Genomic DNA, 17,799 nt, shown 5'->3' with positions numbered 1-17,799 from the left:
TGTATCCGACGAGAATAGAGTGAGGGCTCGCGCTAGAGCCTCCTTGCTCATGGTCGATATCACAATGACATCATGTTTATCGAGGAAGTTTCATGACAGACAAAATGACTGAATCGATTCAGCTTTTTGACCACCGCGCGTCTATGCCGATAGGGCACCGCAGGGTGCATCGGGCTACGCTGCAGATGTACCAAGTTGTTACAGAAACGCACCAGATTCAGTTTTTGATGTCAGATGTTTCGTCATTCAGTGAAAGATGAATGCCGCCCTCCAGCGTCGCTGGAGGTGCTCTCCCGCGGTCCAGGAGGCCGCCATGTATCGACGACTGCTTCTTAGTGCTTTATTCGGCCTGACCCTGTCTGCGTGTGTGCCTTACTACGATGGTGACGCCACTTACTATCGCTCGGAGGTCTATACCGCACCGGCGCCAGCCTATTATTACGGTGGTCCCACTTACTCGTATGGACGCAGTTACTACGCGCCGCCACGGTACTACCAGCCGGCGCCGCGTTATTACCAGCCAGCACCGCGTTATTACCCAAGACCGGCTTACCGGCCGTACCCGAACCAGGGCTGGGGAGGCGGTCACTGGGGCAATGGTGGTCGAGGTCATGGATCCGATCATGGAGGCGGGCGCGGCGGCCACCGGTAGCAGGTTTTGACGTGAGGCGGCGCATTCAGCGCCGCTTTTTTTTGTGCTGCCTTTTATCGGTACTGTCAGTTTTAACAGCTATCGTCAGTGTTTCAGATGCGGTTCACTGGCGGAGCGCCGTTGTGCGTATCCGGGGCAACAGTGGGCCAATGGAACCAGCGCCTTATGATCAAACAATTAGCGTGTGCAGTCTTTGTGACGGTAGCCGGGCTTACACCGCTCAAGGCTGAGCAGGGCTGTCCCTATCCCTCATCGGTCAAATACGCGGATGGCTATTTCCAAGCCTCCAGCGGGCAGTCACTGTGGCAAAGCCCTAAAGTTGACGTCGATGATTTCGCCGATCGTTTCATTGGCGCACTCTTCACGCCCGGCAAAGGCCAGGAGCGGGAAAACGGCCACTTGGACAAGTGTGTCTACCGCATGGGCAACGGCCAGATGATGGCTTTGCGGTATGACACACCGGGCAAGCTCGACACCATGTCACTCACGGCCACTTTGCATTGGCAACTCAGCACCGATCCGCTGAATCAGGACGTCTACATCTGCCAGGACAGCCAGCCGGACAATTGTTCATTCACGGTCAGGCGGCTGAAGTAATCACCTGTCAGTAGTCTGATAAGTCGGCCAGGGGATGCCTGCCTTCCCACGCCTTGGTAAAGTGCGCCTGCACCACCGCGTCCGGGACGGTGTTGATATCGGGCCAATGCCAATGGGGCTGCTGGTCCTTGTCGATCAAACGCGCGCGCACGCCTTCGCTGAACTCCGGGTAACGGCAGCAATTGAGACTCAGGGTGTATTCCATCTGGAACACTTGGGCCAAAGACAGGTGGCGAGCCCGCTGGATCTGTTCCCACACCAGATGTGCCGTCAGTGGGCAGCCTTCACTGAGTGTCTTGCCGGCGCGGCTGAAGAGCGGGTCGGCATGCTCGTGCAACGGGCTCAAGGCTCGCCACGCACTGCGCACATCACCCACATCGAGCCACTCATCGATTTGCGCACGGCGTGGTAGCCATTGCGCTTCGGGTTGCTGGCTGATGGCCTCCTGGGCCAACGCCTTGAGCAGGCTGTTGAGCTGCACTGCGGTTTGTTCCTGCCAGTTCAGTTGCAACAGGCCTTCTATCAACTCTTCTTGCTGGTCATCGCGCAGGAAACGGTCGGCCAGGCCCAGGTCCAGTGCATCACGACCATTGATGTGCGCACCGGTGAGGCCAAGGAATAAACCGAGCTTGCCCGGCAGCCGCGACAGGAACCAACTGGCCCCCACATCCGGGTACAGGCCGATGCTGATCTCGGGCATGGCCAGGCGACTGCTCGGCGTGACGATACGCACCGATGCACTTTGCAGCAGGCCCATGCCCCCGCCCAATACATAGCCGTGGCCCCAGCAAATCAGTGGTTTTGGATAGGTATGCAGGCGATAGTCAAGGCGGTATTCGGCGGCGAAAAACTGCGCGGCCAGGGCGGGCACTTCGCCGGGCAGTTCACGGCAGGCCTGGGCCAGGCTGCGGACTTCGCCGCCGGCGCAAAAGGCTTTTGGCCCATTCCCGCGCAGCAGCACGCAGGCGATGTTCGGGTCTTTGGCCCAGGCATCCAGGCGATCGCTCAAGGCCAGGATCATGGGCAAGGACAGCGCATTCAGAGACTTTTCAGCGTCCAGGCTGGCGATGCCGAGGCGGGCACCGTCGCTGCCGGTCAGCTCTTCGAAGTGCAGGTTCATCGTGACCTCAATCGAGAAAGTGAACGTTCAGTATGAACGCTTCAAAGGAAAGTGCCGGTTGTGTGTCAGATCAATTGACAAGCGGGGTCGGCTTTCCTAGGGTTCGCCCATTCTTTTTTACACGATGAACACACCATGACCGAAGGCGACCGCATCAAACTCGAACCCAGCTGGAAACATGCCCTGCGGGATGAGTTCGACAAGCCCTACATGGCCGAACTGCGCGAGTTCCTGCGCCAGGAGCATGCCGCCGGTAAAGAGATTTACCCGCCGGGCCCGCTGATTTTCAATGCGCTTAACTCCACGCCGCTGGACAAGGTCAAGGTGGTGATCCTCGGCCAAGACCCGTATCACGGCCCGGGCCAGGCCCATGGTCTGTGTTTTTCGGTACAACCGGGCGTGCCGACGCCGCCGTCCCTGGTGAATATTTACAAAGAGCTCAAGCGCGACCTGAACATCGACATTCCCAACCACGGTTGCCTGCAAAGCTGGGCGGATCAGGGCGTGCTGATGCTCAACACCACCATGACCGTAGAGCGTGCCAATGCCAACGCGCATGCCGGTAAAGGCTGGCAGTTCTTTACTGACCGAATTATCGAAGTGGTCAGTGAGCACCAGCCACACCTGGTGTTCCTGTTATGGGGCGCGCATGCGCAAGGCAAGCAGAAGTTGGTGGATGCGACCAAGCACCTGGTGCTGACGTCGGTGCATCCGTCGCCGCTCTCGGCGTATCGCGGGTTTCTGGGGTGCGGGCATTTCAGCCGGACCAACAAGTTTCTTGAGCAGAATGGCGAGACGCCGATCGAGTGGCGGTTGCCGCCTGGTTGAGGGCCATCGCCATCGACGGTGGGAGCGGGCTTGCGCGCTCCCACATTTTAAGCCGTCTCAGGGCTTAAGCGTGGTCTGGCTGGCGGTTCCAGTGCCGGAACAAGGGCTCCGCCAGAAACAGCACAAACAACAAACGCATGACCTGCATCGCCGTCACCAAGGGCACCGACAGTTGCAGGGTCTCGGCGGTGAGGCTCATTTCGGCAATGCCGCCCGGCATCATGCCCAGCGTCAGTGAGCGCAAGTCCAGTTGCGTCATGGCGCTCAAGCCAACTGCCGCCAACGTCGCCAGCGCCATGGTCAACGCCGTACCTACCAGCGTACGCGCCATGAACGACGGTGCTCGACGAAAGAACTGACGGTTGAAGTGGCAGCCCAAACCGCTGCCGATCAGCCATTGGCCGATCTGGCTGCCGCCGTCGGGCAGGCCGATATGCAAGTCCCAGACAACACTGGCAGTCGCGCTGACCAGCAGCGGCCCGAACAGCCACGGGTTGGGTTGGCGCAAACGCTGCCACCCCAATGCCACCAGTGCACCCAGCGGAAACAGCAGCGCCAGCCACGTCCAGCTCACGGGCGCCGGATGAAACTGCGGCGCACCGCCTTCGAGCAAATACTTGAAGATCGCCGGCACACACAGCACCACCACCAGCACACGCAAACTCTGCCCCGCCGCGACCCGGCTGAGCACCGCGCCGTTGCGTGCGCCGAGGTTGACCATCTCACCGGAGCCGCCCGGCATGCTGGAGAAAAACGCGGTGGCGCGGTCCTCACCGCTGCGGCGCATCAACCACACGCCGACGATGCTCGACGCGCTGGTGATCAGTGCGCCGAAGAAAATCAGGCCGAAGTGGCTCATCACCTGCTCGATCACCACCGGCGTGAAGTGCAGGCCGATGCCAATGCCGACCACCCACTGGCCGCATTTGCGCCCGCCGGGAATCTCCGCCAACTGCCACGGCGTCAGGCAGCGCACCACAATGATCGCCAGCAACGAGCCGACCATATACGGCAAAGGCCAGCCGACGAGGCTGGCCAGGTAACCGCCGGCCAGGCCGACCAGCGGTGTTGCCCACCAGTGTTTAAAGGTGACCTCAGACATCGGCCAGGGCACGACGCTGCAGGGCACGTTTACGGTAGATACGCACCAGCGGGAAGGCCAGCATCAGCACGGTCAGCACCCACACCCCGAACGTGATCGGGCTTGACCAGAGGATGTCCAGCGCACCGTTGGAGATCGACAGTGCACGGCGCAGGTTTTGCTCCATCAGGCCACCGAGGATAAAGCCCAGCAGGACCGGCGACAGCGGGAAGTCCAGCTTGCGCAGGATGTAACCGAAGATGCCGATGCCGACCATCAGGAACAGGTCGAAGGTGGTGGCGTGAACCGCGTACACACCGATCGCGGTGATGATGGCGATTACCGGCACCAGTGCCCAGTTCGGTACGGCGAGGATGCGCGTGAAGATGCGGATCATCGGGATGTTGAGGATCACCAGCATGATGTTGGCGACAAACAACGAAGCGATCAGGCCCCAGACGATGTCCGGCTGTTGTTGGAACAGCAGTGGACCGGGGGTGATGTTGTACAGCGACAGGGCGCCGATCATCACTGCCGTGGTGCCCGAGCCGGGCACGCCCAGGGTCAGCATCGGCACCAGGGCGCCGCAGGCGGAAGCGCCGATCGCGGTTTCCGGAGCGGCGAGGCCGCGCATGTCACCCTGGCCGAATTTGCCGCTGGCACCCGCCAGGCGTTTCTCGGTCATGTAGGCAACGGCTGACGCCAGTGTTGCACCGGCACCTGGCAATACGCCCATGATGAAACCCAGCAGGCCGCAGCGGATGTTAACCACGAACACCGAGGACGCTTCCTTCAGGTTGAACATCATCCGCCCGGTGGCTTTCACCGCTTCCTGGCCACGGTGGGTTTTTTCCAGCAGCAAAAGAATCTCGCTGATGGAGAACAGGCCCAGCACCAACACCACGAATTGAATGCCGTCGGTGAGGTGGATGTTATCGCCGGTAAAGCGGTACACGCCGCTGTTGGCGTCGATACCGACGGCCGACAGGAACAGGCCGATCAGCGCCGCAACAAAGGTCTTCAGCGGTTTGTCACCGGCCATGCCGCCGAGGCAGACAATTGCGAAGACCATCAGTACGAAATATTCCGCCGGGCCGAAGGCAATCGCCCATTTGGCCAGCAATGGGGCAAACAGCACCATGCCGCAGGTGGCGATGAACGCGCCGATGAATGAACTCCATGCCGACAACGACAGTGCGACACCGGCCAGGCCTTTGCGGGCCATCGGGTAGCCGTCGAGGGTGGTCATCACGGTGGAGGCTTCGCCAGGAATGTTCAACAGGATCGAGCTGATACGCCCGCCGTACTCGCAGCCCAGGTACACCGCTGCCAGCAGGATCAACGCCGATTCCGGCGGCAGGCCCAGGGCGAACGCGATGGGGATCAACAAGGCCACGCCGTTGATCGGGCCCAGGCCCGGCAGCAGGCCGACCACGGTGCCGATCAAGGTGCCGCACAGGGCGGTCACCAGGTTGTAAGGGGTCAGTGCAACGCCGAAGCCCTGGCCCAAATAGCTGAACGTATCCATATCAGTTCTCCAGAACTTCGAGCAGGCCGAGGGGCAGCGGTACATCCATGGCTTTATCGAACAGCAGGTAAAGGCCGATGGCCATCAGGCTGACGATCACCAGGCTGGGCATCCAACGGCCGCCATACAGGCGCGCCATCGGGATGCCGATCAGCATGCTGCTGAGGATGAAACCCAGGGACTCGAAGGTCGCCGCAAACACGATCAACAAGGTGACGCAGATACCGATCTTGACCAGCGTGTCGCGGTCCAGGGCGGGTTCTTCCTCGGTGTGTTGGGTCGGTTGTGGGCGAAACAGCATGTAGATCAGGCCCAGGCTCATCAGCCCGAGCATCAGCAGCGGGTAGGCGCGAGGCCCGACCGGCTCGTAGGAAAATGCCGCCTGATACGGCCAGGCCATCAGTGCCAGACCGGCGCAGGCCAGCAGCATCACCGCGGCGAAAATGCGTTGTAAGAGCATGTGCAACTCCTGGGCCGCGCCCTCCATTGATGAAGGCGCGGCCGCGCGAAAGAGGGGCGTTTACTGGATCAGGCCGAACTCTTTGGCCAGCACTTTGTAGTCAGCCACCTGTTTCTTCACGTAGGTGTCCAGCTCCGGGCCGGTCAAGGCGAACGGGAACAGCTCGCGCTGGTCACGCAGCTTGGCGAATTCCTCGGAGGCCAGCAGCTTGTCGAATGCCTCTTTCCACCACGCGTAGTCGGCGTCGCTGACCTTTGGCCCGAGGTAGAAGCCGCGGACGACCGGCCAGACGATGTCGTAGCCTTGCTCTTTGGCGGTAGGAATGTTCTTCATTTCTGGCTCGTCCAGGCGCTCTTCGGCGAACACCGCGAGCAGGCGCATGTCGCCGCTGAGGATGTGCGGCATGGAGTCGGAGATGTCGGTACTGCCCACCTGGATATGGCCGCCGAGCAGGGCGGTAGCGATCTCACCGCCGCCTTCGAGGGCCACATAGCGCAGCTCACGCGGGTTGATCCCGGCGGCTTTGGCGATCAGCGCGGTTTGCATCCAGTCCTGACTTCCGACAGTGCCACCGGAACCGATCACCACGCTGCCTGGATCTTTCTTCAAGGCTTTTACGAGATCGTCGAGGCTCTTGTAGGGCGAATCGCTTTTGACTGCGATGGCCCCGTAACTGGTGCCCACCGCCGCCAACCAGCGCACGGCGCTTTCATCGAAGCGGCCGAATTTGCCTTGGGCCAGGTTCAACAGGGAACCGCTGGACCAGGCCACCAGCGTGCCCGCGTCCGCCGGGCGCTGTGCTACCACCGCGTTATAGGCCACCGCGCCCACGCCGCCAGGCATGTAGGTGACGCGCATCGGCTTGCTCAGCAACTTCTCGTTGACCAGCGCGCTTTGCGCCAGTTTGCAGGTCAGGTCAAAACCACCGCCGGGTGAGGCCGGGGCGATGCACTCCGGGCGTTTCGGTTCGTCGGTGGCCAGCAGTTGGCCGGCGAACAGCATGCAACCGGCGGCGAGGGCCAATTTACGCAGTGAATAGGTCATTTTTATCTCCGTCTTTGTTGTTATTAGAGGCTTCTTACCAAAGTGCGAGGCTATAACTCACCAGCACACGCACTTCATCCGCATCACGGGCCGAATAGTTGGAACGGTACGTGGCATTACGCAGGCGCAGGGCGACATCCTTGAATGTGCCGCTTTGCACGATGTAGCGGATCTCGCTGTTGCGTTCCCACTCTTTGCCGGTCTCACCGTTCCTGAGCTTGATGTTGTCACCCGACAGGTAACGGCTCATGAAACTCAGGCCGGGAATCCCCAGCTTGGCGAAATCGTAGTCGTAGCGCGCTTGCCAGGAGCGTTCTTCAGCGCCGGCAAAGTCGTTGATCTGCACGAAGTTGACAAGGTACGGATCGCTCCCATCCACGTAGGGAAAGGCGCTATCGCCAGACATGTGCTGGTAGCCGGCGCTGAGCTTATGGCCGTTGAGGGCATAGCTGAACAGACCGTTGAGGGATGTGTTGTCGATCTTGCCGCCACGGGCGCTGCCGGTGTCATCGCTGATGGCCAGGCGCAGGTCGGCGCCGAAGGTGCCAGGCCCCATTGGGCGTGCGGCCACCAGGCCGAGGAAGTGCTGACGGTAGACGTCGTCGAGTTGGGCGAAGTGGTAGCTGCCGGTGATTTTGTCGGCGAACTTGTAGTCCACACCACCGAAGTTGAAGTGCTTGCCGGTGGCACCGCTGACGAAGCGGCTGTTCTTGTTGTTGAGGGCGATGTCTTCGTAGTCGGTGGAGTCGCGGTCCTTGGCTTTGTCCAGGCGGCCACCGGTAAACACCAGGTTCTTGAATTCTTTCGAGGTCAGCAATCCGCCGTTGAAGGTCTGCGGCAGAATGCGGCCGTCATTGGGTTTGAGGATCGGCAGTTCGGGGATCAGCGCGCCGATTTTGAGCTCGGTAGCGGAGATTTTCACTTTGCCGGTCAGGCCGAGTTTGGCGTATTCGTCGACAGCCCGACCGTTGTCGGTGGGCAGCAGGCCAGAGCCGGTGCGGTCGGGGCTGGAGTCGAGCTTGACGCCGAGCATGCCCAATGCATCCACACCAAAGCCGACGGTGCCGTCGGTGTAGCCCGATTGCAGGTTGAGCATGAAACCCTGGGCCCATTCATCGCGTTTGGATTGCTGCGCACTCGTGCCGTCGCGGAAGTCGCGGTTGAAGTACATGTTGCGGGTTTCAAGGGTGGCGCTGCTGTCTTCGAAGAAGGCAGCCTGGCTCAGCGGCGAAAAGCCGGCAAGGGCCGTGGCGCTGGCAAGGGCGGTCTGGGTAAGGCGAGAAAAACGAACAGGCGGGCAAGCCTGGGGCTGTGTCGACAGCATCGTTGTGCACTCCGTTATTGTTCTTATTTTGGCGAAAACGCTTCAAGGCGTTTTTCTGGCGCTACGGATCAGGTAGCTCGGCGGGCTTTACCCACCGTGACTGGATGCTAAAGGGCGAAGCTTTCACTAACCTTTCAGCTGTCTTTCAATGTTTTCGGGCTTCACAGGGCAGGCGGCGCCTGTAAACTGCCCGCCAAAGCGTGGCGTCGACCATGCCAGAATGAGGTGAAAAACCATGCGTGTCCTCTTGGTTGAAGACCATTTGCAACTTGCCGAAAGTGTTGCCCAGGCGCTCAAGAGCACGGGTTTGACCGTCGACGTGTTGCACGATGGGGTGGCCGCGGACCTGGCCTTGAGCAGCGAGGAGTACGCGGTGGTGATCCTCGATGTGGGGCTGCCGCGCATGGACGGTTTCGAGGTGTTGGCGCGTCTGCGGGCGCGTGGGAAAAATCTGCCGGTGCTGATGCTCACGGCGCGCAGTGATGTCAAAGACCGCGTGCATGGCCTGAACCTGGGGGCCGATGATTATCTCGCCAAGCCGTTTGAACTGACCGAGCTGGAAGCCCGGGTCAAGGCGCTGTTGCGCCGCAGCGTATTGGGTGGCGAGCGTCAGCAGGCGTGCGGCGTGTTGATCTATGACCTGGATACCCGGCGTTTCACGGTGGGTGGCGAGCTGCTGACATTGACTTCCCGCGAGCAAGCGGTGCTTGAAGCGCTGATCGCCCGGCCGGGTCGCGTGATGAGCAAAGAGCAACTGGCCGCCCAGGTCTTCGGCCTGGATGAAGAAGCCAGCCCCGACGCCATCGAAATCTACGTGCACCGCCTGCGCAAGAAGCTCGATGGCCAACCCATTGCCATTGTGACGTTCCGCGGCCTCGGCTATTTGCTGGAAGCCCGCGATGCATAAGCCCAGCAGCCTGCGCTGGCGCCTGCTGTGGAACCTGGCGCTGTTGCTGGTGGTGTTGATGCTGGCCAGCGGCATGAGTGCCTACTGGAATGGTCGCGAAGCCGCCGACACCGCCTATGACCGCACCTTGCTGGCCTCGGCGCGGACCATCGCGGCTGGCTTGACCCAGGTCGACGGCACCTTGAGCGCGAACGTGCCTTATGTGGCGCTGGACACCTTCGCCTACGACAGCGCCGGGCGCATTTATTACCAGGTCAATGACATCAATCAGAAGCTGATTTCGGGCTACGAAAACCTCCCGGGTCCACCGCCCGGCACGCCGCGCACCGACGACTACCCGGCATTGGCGCGGTTCTATAACGCCATGTACCAGGGCCAGCATGTACGCGTGGTCAGCCTGCTCAAAGCGGTCTCGGAACCCAACATGAATGGCATGGCGGAAATTCGTGTCGCGGAAACCGATGAGGCGCGCGAAAGCATGGCCCGCAGCCTGATGGCCGATACGTTATTGCGTTTGGGCATGCTGGCCGTCGGCGCGTTGCTGCTGGTGTGGTATGCCGTGAGTGCGGCGCTGCGGCCGTTGGAGCGTCTGCGTACGGCAGTGGAAGAACGTCAGCCCGACGACTTGCGGCCGTTGCCGCTGGTGGAGGTGCAACACGAGTTCGGCCCGCTGGTGCGCTCCCTCAACCATTTTACCGAGCGTTTGCGCGGCCAGTTTGAGCGTCAGGCGCAGTTTATCGCCGACGCCGCTCACGAACTGCGCACTCCGCTGGCAGCGCTCAAGGCCCGGCTGGAGCTGGGCCTGCGCAGCAGTGACCCGGCGACGTGGCGCAGTACCTTGGAAACTGCCGCCCAAGGCACCGACCGCTTGACCCATTTGGCCAACCAACTGTTATCCCTGGCACGTATCGAAAACGGCGCCCGGGCAATTGCCGAAGGTGGCGCACAATTGCTCGACCTCAGCCAACTGGCACGGGAACTGGGCATGGCCATGGCACCGCTGGCCCACGCACGGGGCGTTGCCTTGGCATTGGAGGCAGACGAACCGGTGTGGCTGCGCGGTGAGCCGACCTTGCTGAATGAGCTGCTGAGCAACCTGGTGGATAACGCCCTGGCCCACACGCCGCCGGGTGGGAATGTGATCTTGCGGGTAACCGCGCCGGCCATCCTCGAAGTTGAAGATGATGGCCCGGGTATTCCGCTGGATGAACGGGACCGCGTGTTTGAGCGTTTCTATCGCCGCAGCCAGCAGGGCATGGGCTCAGGCTTGGGGCTGGCGATTGTCGGGGAGATCTGCCGCGCGCACCTGGCGCAGATCAGCCTGCATGACGGTGAGTTGGCGGGGTTGAAGGTGCGGGTGAGTTTTATCGCGGGTTGATCAGTAAAACATCGAGCGCGCTTCATCCAGCTCGGCACGCAGGGCCTCGCTGTACGGGTCTAGGCGCAGCTTCTGGATCGCCGGCAGGCCGGAAACGGACACATTCGCCAGCGGATGGTCGGTGCCTCGGTGGCAATACAGCACGGCGACCTGCACCAGGTCGATGTAGTCCAGGCTCGCGGAGTCGCGCTCCAGGTCCAGGTATTGCCCGGGCAGCTTCGCCAGCATCTCCGGGAAGTCCCAGCCACCGAGCAGCTTGTCCCCAAGCAACGGGTGGATGCTCTCGATGACATGGTTGAGGCTGACGGGGTCGGCGAGCAGTTCGTAGTGGTCTTCGGCGTACGTGAGAATCGGCAGCACGCCAATCTGATGCACCAGCCCGCCGAGGGCCGCCTGGTCGGGCTTGAGATGGCTGTGGCTGCGGCACAACACGTAACTCACACCCGCCACTTCCAGGCTGCGGCGCCACACTTCGCGCATTTTCAGTTCGACGACTTCGGAGCGGGCATGGAAGATTTGTTCCATCACCAGGCCGATGGCCAGGTTGCTGCTGTAGTTGGTACCCAGCCGGGTGATGGCGGTGTGCAGGTCGGTCACTTCCTGGGTCGCGCGCAGCAGCGGGCTATTGACCACTTTGATCAGGCGCGCCGACAGGGCGGTATCGCGACCGATCACTTTGCTCAAGTGGCTGATGCTGATCTCCGGGTCTTCGGCGGCCTGACGAATTTTCAGGGCCACTTCCGGTAATGTCGGCAGAACCAGGTCATCGTTGTCGATGGCCTTCACCAAAGCCTGTTGGACTTTTTCCGCCAGCTTGTTCATTCATGCTCTCTAGGGTGTTGCAAAAAGGTACGGCGATTAACGCTGGATCTCTTTATCGCGATCCAGTTGGTAAGGCACATCGAGCACGTGCAAGCCGGGTCCTTCCAGAGTGCCTAAGTGCACATCGTCGCTCTCGGCTGCTTCGGCTTGCAGCACGGCCAGAAGTTCAATCGATTGATCAGCTTTTGCCGCGATCACGACTTCACCGATCGCGCTGTTGTGGTTGGGCGAGAACAACGCAGTGCCTGGCTCGGGCAGTTCAGCCGCATCGAGGCTCAGGCGGTACAGGCGACGCTTGAGCTTGCCCAGATACTGCATGCGCGCAACGATTTCCTGACCGGTGTAGCAGCCTTTCTTGAAGCTGACGCCGCCGACGGCCTGCAGGTTGAGCATCTGCGGGATGAACAGTTCGCGGGTCTGCGGCATGACCTGGCCAATACCGGCGCGGATCTGGCCCAGCAGCCATTCATTCAAGTCAGCGTGTTGCAGTTGACTAGCCAATTGATTGCGTACGGTTTCCGCTTGCTCGGCCGGCACCCAAAGCTCAGCGCGGGCGGGGGAGACGCGAATGGCGATCAATGTATCTGTGCGCGCGACGCTGTCGGTCTCGGCCGGCAGCTCAAGGCCAAGAGTCACCAGGGCCGGGTCTGCATTCGATAGGCCGAAACGGACCCAGGCAGGGCTTTCGTCGGTGAGCTTGGATTTGGAGAACACCGCGTATTTTTTCAGATCGGCCAGTTGCGGTTCGAGCAGTTCGGTGGCCATGGCCATGAGCACGCCATCACCTTGCAGCAGGATGCGAAAACTCGACTGCATGCGGCCTTTTTGCGTGCAACGCGCGCCCAGGCTGGCCTGGGTGTCGCTCAGGTAGTTGAGGTTGCAGGTCAGTTGCCCTTGCAGGAACTTGGCAGCGTCGGAGCCGCGGACGGCGAGAACGCCTTCGTGGTGCAGGGCGCAGAAAAAAGCAGAGTCGGCCATGGGTCATCGCAGGTCAAAAAGTCATGCGTGCATCATAGAGGGGCGTTCGGTAAATGGATAGTTTCCGTATGGGGCGACCAAAGCCGACTGTTCCACTGCCGTCTGGGCTGTATACTTGCGCCCTATTTGAGGAGCGCTCCATGGTCGAAGAAGTAGAAATCAATCGCCTCTACTGGCACAGCCGTCGCGGCATGCTGGAGTTGGACGTGTTGCTGGTGCCTTTCACCAGAGAGGTGTACAAGACGCTCAATCAGGTGGATCGCGAACTCTACGAGCGGCTGCTGACTTGCGAAGACCAGGACATGTTCGGCTGGTTCATGGAACGCGCCGAATCTGAAGATCCGGAGCTGCAGCGCATGGTTCGTAAGATTCTGGACCGTGTCCAGCCCAAGTAATCGCTTCGAATGCCGCTGGCAGGCCTCTCGGCTGTTGCTGGCGGCGTATCTGCTCGCCCAGTTGTTTGCGCTGGGCGCTTTGCTGGTTGTTGATTTACCTTTCTCCAGCGTTGGCATCTTGGTGTGCCTGGCTCACGCTGCGTGGGTCTTACCGCGTCATATCCTGCTGACCCACCGTTCGTCGATTCGTGGCCTGCGCCGTGATGAAGACGGCTGGCAGTTGTTCAGCCATGAGCGAGGCTGGCACAGTGTTCAGCTACGTCCCGATAGCCTGGCGTTGCCGCTGATCGTGGTGCTGCGCTACCGGGCGCAGGGTGAATGGTGGGTGCGTTCGATCTGTGTGCCGATGGACTCGCAGGCCGCCGATGTGCATCGGCGCCTGCGGGTGCGCTTGAAGTTCAGCCGCCGTAGGTGGTTGGCACCAGAATAGTGTCGCGCGCCTCAGGCAACATCTGCGGATAGTCGAGGGTGTAATGCAGGCCGCGACTTTCCTTGCGCTCCATGGCTGAGCGGATCATCAACTCGGCAACCTGGGCCAGGTTGCGCAACTCGATCAAATCGCGGCTGACCTTATAGTTGCTGTAGAACTCGTCAATCTCATCCAGCAGCAACCGCACGCGATGTTGAGCGCGTTGCAGACGCTTGTTGGTGCGCACAATGCCGACGTAGTCCCACATGAAGCGACGCAGTTCGTCCCAGTTGTGGGCGATGATCACGTCTTCGTCCGAGTCGGTCACCTGGCTGGCGTCCCAGCGCGGCAAGGCGGCGGGCACGGGGATGCGTGGCAGTTGCTCGAGGATGTCGGCTGCCGCAGAGCGGGCGTAGACAAAACATTCGAGCAGTGAGTTGCTCGCCATGCGGTTGGCGCCGTGCAGGCCGGTAAAACTGGTTTCGCCAATCGCATACAGGCCGGGCACGTCGGTGCGGCCATGCTGGTCGACCATCACGCCGCCGCAAGTGTAGTGCGCGGCCGGTACCACGGGGATCGGGCCTTTGGTGATATCGATGTTGAACGCCAGGCAGCGCTCGTAGACGGTGGGGAAGTGCGTCTTGATGAAGGCTTCGGGCTTGTGGCTGATGTCGAGGTAGACGCAGTCGATGCCCAGGCGCTTCATCTCGTGGTCGATGGCGCGGGCGACGATATCCCGTGGTGCCAGTTCGGCGCGGGGGTCAAAGCGCTGCATGAAACGCTCGCCATTCGGCAGTTTCAGGTGCGCGCCTTCACCGCGCAGGGCTTCGGTGATCAGGAAACTCTTGGCTTGCGGGTGATACAGGCAGGTGGGGTGGAACTGATTGAATTCCAGATTGGCCACCCGGCAGCCCGAACGCCAGGCCATGGCGATGCCATCACCGCAGGCGCCATCGGGGTTACTGGTGTAGAGGTAGACCTTGGCCGCGCCGCCCGAGGCGAGAATGGTGAAGCGTGCGCCATAGGTGTCGACTTCGCCGCTGGCGCGATTGAGCACATAGGCCCCGAGGCAGCGTTCGCCGTCCAGGCCCAGGCGTTTTTCGGTGATCAGGTCAACGGCGACGCGTTGCTCCAGCAATTCGATGTTGGGGCGTTGGCGGGCCTGGTCGAGCAGGGTCTTGAAGATTGCCGCGCCGGTGGCATCGGCGGCGTGGATGATGCGGCGGTGGCTGTGGCCGCCTTCACGGGTCAGGTGAAACTCGAAACCACCGTCGTCACTGCCCGCGTGTTCATCACGGGTGAACGGCACCCCCTGGTCGATCAGCCATTGGATGGCTTCACGGCTGTGCTCGACGGTGAAGCGCACGGCGTCTTCGTTGCACAGGCCGCCGCCGGCGTTGAGGGTGTCTTCGACGTGGGATTGCACCGTGTCGGTGTCGTCCAGTACCGCCGCGACACCGCCTTGGGCCCAGAATGTCGAGCCGTTGGCCAGATCGCCCTTGCTCAGAACGGCAATGCGCAGGTGGCTGGGCAGGGTCAGTGCCAGGCTCAAGCCGGCCGCGCCGCTGCCAATCACCAGAACATCGTGTTGAAACTGTTGGCTCATTTGAAGGATTCCGCAAAAAGCGATCCACAGGGGGTGGCGCAAACAGGACGCCTGGATCGGCGAATCAAAGGGTCACACGGGCCACTAGTATATAGAGGGGGGGAGCGGCACAATAGCCGGGCATTCGTGGCAATGTGAAATTACGGTGCACGGCGAGGGGCTGACTGACTGGTTATTGAGGTGGGAACTTTTTGCATAAGCCCCGACTCAATAGCAGGTTGCCCGAAAGCTGGGAAAACGTTGAGTTTATTGGCCCGTCGGGAGCATTGGACGCGTCAGAAGACCGGCGACAAGATTATTCGCGCAGCCGGCCTAACCCGCGCTGCGTTTTTCGTGTGTGCCAAATCAGTGCATGCCGGAAACTTGCTTGGAGGGGGAGAACTTTTGCGAAAAGTCCTAGTCTATGTTTGCAAGCCTGATCGTTTAGTTATGCAAGCCTCCTTCAAGTACAACGAGGAGTGTTCATGCTAACCCAGGAAGAGGATCAGCAGCTGGTCGAGCGCGTTCAACGCGGCGACAAGCGCGCATTTGATCTGCTAGTGCTGAAATACCAGCACAAAATTCTCGGGTTGATCGTGCGGTTTGTGCACGACACCCATGAAGCGCAGGACGTTGCACAGGAAGCCTTTATCAAGGCGTACCGTGCACTTGGCAATTTCCGCGGTGATAGTGCGTTTTACACGTGGCTATACCGTATCGCCATCAACACGGCGAAGAACTATCTGGTGTCTCGCGGCCGCCGCCCACCGGATAGCGATGTAAGTTCAGAAGATGCAGAATTTTACGATGGTGATCACGGCCTCAAAGATCTCGAGTCGCCGGAGCGTGCATTGCTGCGCGACGAGATCGAAGGAACCGTTCATCGCACAATTCAGCAACTGCCAGAAGATTTGCGTACGGCGTTAACTTTACGTGAATTCGATGGTCTCAGTTACGAAGACATTGCGAGCGTCATGCAGTGTCCGGTGGGGACTGTAAGGTCACGGATTTTCCGGGCCCGGGAAGCCATCGACAAAGCCTTGCAACCGTTGTTGCAGGAAAACTAAAGACAGCGGCGACAGCCAAGAGAGGAACCGCCATGAGTCGTGATGCCCTGCAGGAATCGCTGTCCGCAGTGATGGATAACGAAGCGGATGAACTGGAACTTCGTCGAGTGCTCAATGCATTTGATGATGCCGAAACCCGTGATACCTGGTCTCGTTACCAAGTCGCTCGGGCGGTGATGCACAAGGATCTTCTAATCCCTCGTCTGGATATTGCTGCGGCCGTTTCTGCCGCGCTGGCTGATGAAGCCGTTCCGGCAAAAGCTGCTCGTGGCCCGTGGCGTAGCCTGGGTCGCCTGGCAGTAGCTGCCTCGGTGACTGTTGCCGTGTTGGCCGGTGTTCGCCTGTACAACCAGGACGAAATCGCCGGTGCCGAACTGGCCCAACAGACTCAGCAACCGGTCATGGCCGGTCCGCAAGTCAAAGGCCCAGCGGTACTGGCCGGCTACAAGGAAAGCTCTGATACCACAGGTCCCATGGCCAATGGTGTACTTCAGGGGCAATCCGGCTGGCAGGACCAGCGTCTTCCAGGCTACCTGCGCCAACACGCACAGGAATCGGCACTGAAAGGCACTGAAAGCGCTCTGCCATACGCTCGTGCAGCCAGCCTGGAAAACCGCTAAACCGCTAAGGGGCCCTATGCGCGCCATACCGCTCCTTACGCTTTTGCTCAGTGGTTGTTTTGCACTATCCGCCCATGCCGACGAAGCCCAAGACTGGCTGACTCGACTTGGGCGTGCAGAGCAGCAGCAAAGCTTTGCAGGTACGTTCATCTACGAGCGTAACGGCAGTTTTTCTACCCATGACATCTGGCACCGTGTCCAGGACGGTCAAGTCCGTGAGCGGCTGTTGCAGCTCGACGGTTCTGCCCAGGAACTGGTGCGGGTAAATGGAAAAACTCAATGTGTCAGTGGCACACTGGTCGCCGGCCTGGGCAATTCGCCTGACGCGCCTTCGCGCGCACTCGACCCGCTAAAACTCACTCAATTCTACGAACTGGCCGTCATTGGCAAATCCCGTGTGGCTGGTCGTAATGCAGTGATTGTGTCGATTACTCCACGCGATCAATACCGGTATGGCTTCGAGTTGCACCTGGATCGTGAAACCGCGTTGCCGCTGAAATCGTTGTTGCTCAATGATCAAGGCCAGTTGCTGGAGCGCTTTCAGTTCACGCGTCTGAATACGTCGGCAGCACTGACGGATCGCGATTTACAGCCCAGCGGCGAATGCACGCCTGTAGCGGTTTCGAACAGCAAAGCGCCCGAAGTGCCCGCCACCCAGGCATGGCACCTGGACTGGTTGCCCCCTGGTTTCCAGCTCACCAACAGCATCTCGCGAAAAGACACCCAGACCAAAGCCACCGTTGACAGCCTGATGTATGACGACGGGCTGGCGCGCTTTTCCGTGTTTCTTGAATCGACCGAGGGTGCGAGTGTGAGCGAAACACGCACCCAGCTCGGTCCGACGGTTGCCGTGTCTCGCCGCCTGAACACCGTCGATGGCGAAGTCATGGTGACGGTTGTCGGCGAAATCCCTATCGGCACCGCTGAGCGTATCGCGCTGTCGGTGCGCGGCGAAAAGACCGCCGCCAAGCCGTGAGTCGTTAATCCTATGTTCATCCTGGTCT

The 17,799-nt window shown here is 60.5% G+C and carries 19 protein-coding genes; 10 read left to right on the top strand and 9 right to left on the bottom strand.

Annotated features, from left to right (window positions below):
• The first annotated feature begins 313 nt into the window (after window positions 1–313).
• A complete protein-coding gene (locus JFT85_RS28460) occupies window positions 314–652 on the top strand; it encodes a hypothetical protein (RefSeq protein WP_242486527.1) in 339 nt (112 codons plus the stop codon).
• Between the two features lie 165 nt (window positions 653–817).
• On the top strand, window positions 818–1,249 hold the full coding sequence (locus JFT85_RS08765; protein ID WP_053254881.1) for a DUF3757 domain-containing protein: 432 nt from the start codon (window positions 818–820) through the stop codon (window positions 1,247–1,249).
• A gap of 7 nt (window positions 1,250–1,256) precedes the next feature.
• Here the strand turns inward: JFT85_RS08765 and JFT85_RS08760 are convergent, their stop codons facing one another.
• Entirely contained in the window at window positions 1,257–2,369 is a 1,113-nt protein-coding gene (locus tag JFT85_RS08760) for an enoyl-CoA hydratase/isomerase family protein (RefSeq protein ID WP_053254882.1), read from the bottom strand.
• Between the two features lie 135 nt (window positions 2,370–2,504).
• Between JFT85_RS08760 and ung the strand changes: the two genes are divergently transcribed.
• On the top strand, window positions 2,505–3,197 hold the full coding sequence (gene ung, locus JFT85_RS08755) for a uracil-DNA glycosylase (protein ID WP_069552933.1): 693 nt from the start codon (window positions 2,505–2,507) through the stop codon (window positions 3,195–3,197).
• Between the two features lie 64 nt (window positions 3,198–3,261).
• On the opposite strand, the gene JFT85_RS08750 is transcribed toward ung, so the two are convergent.
• The 5 genes from JFT85_RS08750 to JFT85_RS08730 are packed head-to-tail and all read right to left on the bottom strand — an operon-like array spanning window position 3,262 to window position 8,634.
• Window positions 3,262–4,299: an AbrB family transcriptional regulator gene (locus JFT85_RS08750; RefSeq protein ID WP_073637175.1), complete on the bottom strand. Its 1,038-nt coding sequence runs from the start codon at window positions 4,297–4,299 to the stop codon at window positions 3,262–3,264.
• Entirely contained in the window at window positions 4,292–5,806 is a 1,515-nt protein-coding gene (locus JFT85_RS08745) for a tripartite tricarboxylate transporter permease (protein ID WP_053254885.1), read from the bottom strand. The genes JFT85_RS08750 and JFT85_RS08745 overlap by 8 nt, the downstream gene beginning before the upstream one ends.
• Before the next feature lies 1 nt (window position 5,807).
• Entirely contained in the window at window positions 5,808–6,266 is a 459-nt protein-coding gene (locus tag JFT85_RS08740) for a tripartite tricarboxylate transporter TctB family protein (protein ID WP_053254886.1), read from the bottom strand.
• Between the two features lie 60 nt (window positions 6,267–6,326).
• A complete protein-coding gene (locus JFT85_RS08735) occupies window positions 6,327–7,310 on the bottom strand; it encodes a Bug family tripartite tricarboxylate transporter substrate binding protein (RefSeq protein ID WP_069552934.1) in 984 nt (327 codons plus the stop codon).
• Window positions 7,311–7,344: 34 nt separating this feature from the next.
• Window positions 7,345–8,634: an OprD family porin gene (locus JFT85_RS08730; protein ID WP_078827865.1), complete on the bottom strand. Its 1,290-nt coding sequence runs from the start codon at window positions 8,632–8,634 to the stop codon at window positions 7,345–7,347.
• A 235-nt stretch (window positions 8,635–8,869) separates the two neighbouring features.
• On the opposite strand from JFT85_RS08730, the gene JFT85_RS08725 reads away from it, so the two are divergent.
• Together JFT85_RS08725 and JFT85_RS08720 are read left to right on the top strand one after the other, a co-directional pair.
• Window positions 8,870–9,541: a response regulator gene (locus JFT85_RS08725; protein WP_053254889.1), complete on the top strand. Its 672-nt coding sequence runs from the start codon at window positions 8,870–8,872 to the stop codon at window positions 9,539–9,541.
• Window positions 9,534–10,919 carry a sensor histidine kinase gene (locus tag JFT85_RS08720; protein WP_053254890.1) on the top strand — a complete coding sequence of 462 codons (1,386 nt, stop codon included), beginning with the start codon at window positions 9,534–9,536 and terminating at the stop codon, window positions 10,917–10,919. The genes JFT85_RS08725 and JFT85_RS08720 overlap by 8 nt, the downstream gene beginning before the upstream one ends.
• Here the strand turns inward: JFT85_RS08720 and JFT85_RS08715 are convergent, their stop codons facing one another.
• Both JFT85_RS08715 and ygfZ read right to left on the bottom strand, forming a co-directional pair.
• The gene (locus JFT85_RS08715) at window positions 10,920–11,741 is read right to left on the bottom strand and encodes an HDOD domain-containing protein (RefSeq protein WP_053254891.1); all 822 of its coding nucleotides are present in this window, start codon (window positions 11,739–11,741) and stop codon (window positions 10,920–10,922) included. It lies immediately after the preceding gene.
• Window positions 11,742–11,777: 36 nt separating this feature from the next.
• The gene (ygfZ, locus tag JFT85_RS08710) at window positions 11,778–12,719 is read right to left on the bottom strand and encodes a CAF17-like 4Fe-4S cluster assembly/insertion protein YgfZ (RefSeq protein WP_169875762.1); all 942 of its coding nucleotides are present in this window, start codon (window positions 12,717–12,719) and stop codon (window positions 11,778–11,780) included.
• Between the two features lie 140 nt (window positions 12,720–12,859).
• On the opposite strand from ygfZ, the gene JFT85_RS08705 reads away from it, so the two are divergent.
• Together JFT85_RS08705 and JFT85_RS08700 are read left to right on the top strand one after the other, a co-directional pair.
• The gene (locus tag JFT85_RS08705; protein ID WP_053254893.1) at window positions 12,860–13,114 is read left to right on the top strand and encodes an FAD assembly factor SdhE; all 255 of its coding nucleotides are present in this window, start codon (window positions 12,860–12,862) and stop codon (window positions 13,112–13,114) included.
• Window positions 13,098–13,544 carry a protein YgfX gene (locus JFT85_RS08700; RefSeq protein ID WP_201229682.1) on the top strand — a complete coding sequence of 149 codons (447 nt, stop codon included), beginning with the start codon at window positions 13,098–13,100 and terminating at the stop codon, window positions 13,542–13,544. The genes JFT85_RS08705 and JFT85_RS08700 overlap by 17 nt, the downstream gene beginning before the upstream one ends.
• On the opposite strand, the gene nadB is transcribed toward JFT85_RS08700, so the two are convergent.
• Window positions 13,513–15,129: an L-aspartate oxidase gene (gene nadB, locus JFT85_RS08695; protein WP_053254895.1), complete on the bottom strand. Its 1,617-nt coding sequence runs from the start codon at window positions 15,127–15,129 to the stop codon at window positions 13,513–13,515. The two genes, JFT85_RS08700 and nadB, sit on opposite strands and share 32 nt — an antisense overlap.
• A 464-nt stretch (window positions 15,130–15,593) precedes the next feature.
• Between nadB and rpoE the strand changes: the two genes are divergently transcribed.
• Genes rpoE through JFT85_RS08680 form a run of 3 tightly spaced genes read left to right on the top strand, consistent with a single transcriptional unit; the run spans window position 15,594 to window position 17,771 of the window.
• Window positions 15,594–16,175 carry an RNA polymerase sigma factor RpoE gene (gene rpoE, locus JFT85_RS08690; RefSeq protein WP_003172477.1) on the top strand — a complete coding sequence of 194 codons (582 nt, stop codon included), beginning with the start codon at window positions 15,594–15,596 and terminating at the stop codon, window positions 16,173–16,175.
• Between the two features lie 32 nt (window positions 16,176–16,207).
• Window positions 16,208–16,795 (top strand): sigma-E factor negative regulatory protein, encoded by a 588-nt coding sequence (locus JFT85_RS08685; RefSeq protein ID WP_003172479.1) that lies wholly within the window; start codon window positions 16,208–16,210, stop codon window positions 16,793–16,795.
• Window positions 16,796–16,811: 16 nt separating this feature from the next.
• Entirely contained in the window at window positions 16,812–17,771 is a 960-nt protein-coding gene (locus JFT85_RS08680; protein WP_053254897.1) for a MucB/RseB C-terminal domain-containing protein, read from the top strand.
• Window positions 17,772–17,799 lie beyond the last annotated feature (28 nt).

The sequence above is a fragment of the Pseudomonas sp. TH04 genome, assembly GCF_016651355.1.
Taxonomy (GTDB): Bacteria; Pseudomonadota; Gammaproteobacteria; order Pseudomonadales; family Pseudomonadaceae; genus Aquipseudomonas; species Aquipseudomonas fluorescens.
This window is presented reverse-complemented; position numbering and strand designations above follow the sequence as displayed.